Consider the following 3,259-nt stretch of genomic DNA (forward strand, 5'->3'; position numbering starts at 1 on the left):
TATTCTTTGCAGTTAATGTTAAATGGGGTTCTTTAAAAAATAAAATACTGTTATTCGGATTAATACCTATAGGTTCACTGTGTGTGCTATTTTTGACAGATTATTATCTGTTAATTGATGTAATACATTTAATAACCCTTGCATATTTCATTAAGGTCTATTTTGATAAATTCGTCGAATATACCGAGACTAATAGTTTAGGAATAACAATTATATTATTGTTTTCAATTGTTTTCATTAGTTTTTTATTCACTATTATTGTTGAAGATGTTTCCCCTCTTGATTCATTGAACATGGTTTCCAATGCATTTACAAGTAATGGTTATACCGTTTTAGGAACAACCGGTATTGGTAAGGTCGATGCAATATTTTTGGTTTGGAGCGGTTTTTTACTGTCTTGTGTAGGTACAGCAACTTTAACAGTTTCTCTTGTAGTGAAACATCTTGATAGAAAATTCGATGATTTGGAAGAATTGGCCAGGAAAAAGAAAAACTGATTCTTTTTAAAAATCCTTAAATATTTTTTTCCATAGAATATTATTGATGCAGGCTAATGACAATATTGAATCAATCACCGGAAATCCCCGCAAGGCCATTAACAAATTGGCTTTCCCTACGATATTTTCACTGCTTTTAATGTTTTTAAACAATCTCATTGACAGTTTTTGGGTGGCAGGCATCAATGCCAACGCTCTTGCAGCTTTAGGTTTTATTTCCCCCTTGTATCTGGTGATAATAGGCATTGGCAGCGGTGTGGGTGCAGGTGCGAATTCTCTTATTTCAAGATATGTCGGAGCTCAAAGAATTAAAGATGCAAATAATGCAGTTATGCACTCAATAATTATAACACTTGTTGTTTCAGTTATAGTTTTAATGATAGGTATTTTCTTTTTAGATGATTTAGTAATATTATTGGGGGCAGGTAGTGTCAGCACATATTGCCTAAGTTATGGCCAGATTATATTTTTGTTGAATATTGTATTTTTAGCTCCCAATGTGGCCGCAAGCATATTCAGGGCGGAAGGTGATGTGGCCCGTGCGACAAACCCATTGATTTTAACATCTGTCTTTAACATGATTCTGGATCCGATTATGATATATGGACTTGATTTTGGCATATTCGGAGCGGGGCTGGCGACAGTTTTGGCATCATTTTTAGGATTTCTTCTGATGCTTTACTGGATATATGTTAAGAAAGACACATTTTTCCAGTTCAAATTCTCAGATTACAAGCATGAATTGGGGATATATAAGGAAATCCTTGCGGTTTCCATTCCTGCCTCAACTGAAGAGATAATATTTGCTCTGGTAGCGATTATCCTTAACTATCTGATCATCGTAACTGCAGGTGTTGCGGAAGTGGCCGCATTCACCATCGCATGGAGATTCATAACAATTGCATTCATTCCCTGCATGGCAATAGGGATTGCAACAATAACCGTTTCGGGTATAGCTTATGGTGCAAGGAATTGGGAAAATTTCAATGAAACAATCAAATACTCGACACTGCTAAGTTTGGCGATTACAATTGCAATCTGTGCAATGTTTTTCATATTCGCTTATCCTCTTTGCGATTTATTCAACTTCCAGGCGGGCAATCCCGCATTGGTAAACCGATCTGCCGAAATATTGCAATTGCTGGTGTTCTATAATTTTCTGATATCATTTGGTGCAACAGCGGCCTATACATATCAGGGCGTTGGCTCAGGTTTCAAATCACTTGCAATAACCATATTGAGGGAACTGGTATTGAGCATGGCATTGGCATATATACTTGGAATTACATTTGACATGGGCGTTTTTGGAGTGTATCTGGGAGCAATCATTGGAATGAATATAGGTTCAATCATAGGTTTTGTTTGTATTTGGATTTTCAATCTCAAATTCAAAAAAAGAGTTTTTCATCTTAACTAACATATATTATTTATACTATTTTTACAATATCATATCATAGTGATTAAAATGTCTAAAGATTGGGAAGATATTAATGTCAACAGACGCAGCAAAGATAAGGTTGTTTTTGAATCTCGATTCGTTCAATCCATATATGATGGAATTGGATATCTAAAAGATGAAACAACCGAAATATTAAAAGAAATTGATTCAAATGAATTCAAGCAAAATCTTGATGAAATGGATGTTCAAGAATTTGGGGAAACTGTAATAAATCATTTTTCAGATTTTGCAGATGATTTATCAAAATTTAAGGATGAGGTCATCAATCAGGATGGCGTTCCTGATTTCATTAAAGAGTCTTCACGTGAAGCAAAAATTGCACTGAACAGGGATGAGGACTACCTTAAGGTAGCAAGAAGAAAACTTGATAAGGTAGATTCCGATGAATTGGAGGATGCTGAAGCTGTAAACGCTCGTGTTGTTCAGCTATGTGACAAATCAATTGATTTGAACAATAAAAATCATGAGGCTTACTATCTGAAAGGGCTGGCACTGACTAACTTGGGCAAGTATGAAGAAGCAGTTGAAGAGTTCCTCTGCTCTCTGGCTTTAGAAGATAATGTTGAATCAAAATTAGCGATTGCAAATGTAAACAGATTGAATGGAGAGTTCAATGATGCAATTAATGTCTATGATTCAGTTTCAGATGATGTGCCATTCGAAGCCTTAAAGGGAAAGGCATATACATATTACGATTGGCAGAAATACGGCCAGGCCAGCAAGGCCTTCAGTGAAGCCAACGAAATTGAAGAATTGGACGAGAAATCTAAAAAGATTTGGGATGAGTGCTCATTATAGACTTTCCTTCAATTGGGCATTTAAAGTATTGTAATAATATCCTTTAAGGGCAAGCAGCTCTTCATGAGTTCCTTGCTCAATTATTTCACCATTTTCAATTACGATAATCCTGTCGGCATTTCTTATTGTTGATAGCCTATGCGCTATGATAAAGCTGGTTTTGCCTTCCATAAGCTTGTCCATGGCCTTTTGAATTAACTTCTCTGTTCTTGTATCAACGCTGGATGTTGCCTCGTCTAAAATTAAGATCTCTTTTTTTGAAAGAATTGTTCTTGCTATTGTAAGCAGCTGCTTTTGACCATGAGAAATGTTGTCGGTATCTTCGTTTAAAACGCTTTCATAACCGTCACTTGACTGTCTTATGAAATTATCGGCATAAACCTGTCTGGCGGCATCAGTGATTTCGCTGTCATCGGCATCCAAATTTCCATAGCGGATATTGTTTGAGATAGTGTCTGAAAACAGCCAGGAATCCTGAAGAACCATTCCAATTAATGACCTTATG

Annotated in this window: 3 protein-coding genes and 1 pseudogene; 3 read left to right on the forward strand and 1 reads right to left on the reverse strand. The window is 36.1% G+C overall.

Translation table 11 applies throughout. The features are described from left to right. The 3 genes and pseudogenes from QZN27_RS09410 to QZN27_RS09420 all read left to right on the forward strand — a co-directional run. Positions 1–497 (forward strand): annotated as a pseudogene (locus QZN27_RS09410) (hypothetical protein); the annotation flags it as partial. 46 nt (positions 498–543) lie between these two features. Next, entirely contained in the window at positions 544–1,914 is a 1,371-nt protein-coding gene (locus QZN27_RS09415; RefSeq protein ID WP_296786842.1) for an MATE family efflux transporter, read from the forward strand. 48 nt (positions 1,915–1,962) lie between these two features. Next, a complete protein-coding gene (locus QZN27_RS09420; protein WP_296786845.1) occupies positions 1,963–2,754 on the forward strand; it encodes a tetratricopeptide repeat protein in 792 nt (263 codons plus the stop codon). On the opposite strand, the gene QZN27_RS09425 is transcribed toward QZN27_RS09420, so the two are convergent. Then, positions 2,749–3,259: ATP-binding cassette domain-containing protein (locus QZN27_RS09425; RefSeq protein WP_296786848.1), on the reverse strand; the 511-nt coding region annotated here is incomplete at its 5' end. The genes QZN27_RS09420 and QZN27_RS09425 overlap by 6 nt on opposite strands.

Source organism: uncultured Methanobrevibacter sp. (assembly GCF_900316895.1).
In the GTDB taxonomy this organism is placed as follows: Archaea; Methanobacteriota; Methanobacteria; order Methanobacteriales; family Methanobacteriaceae; genus Methanocatella.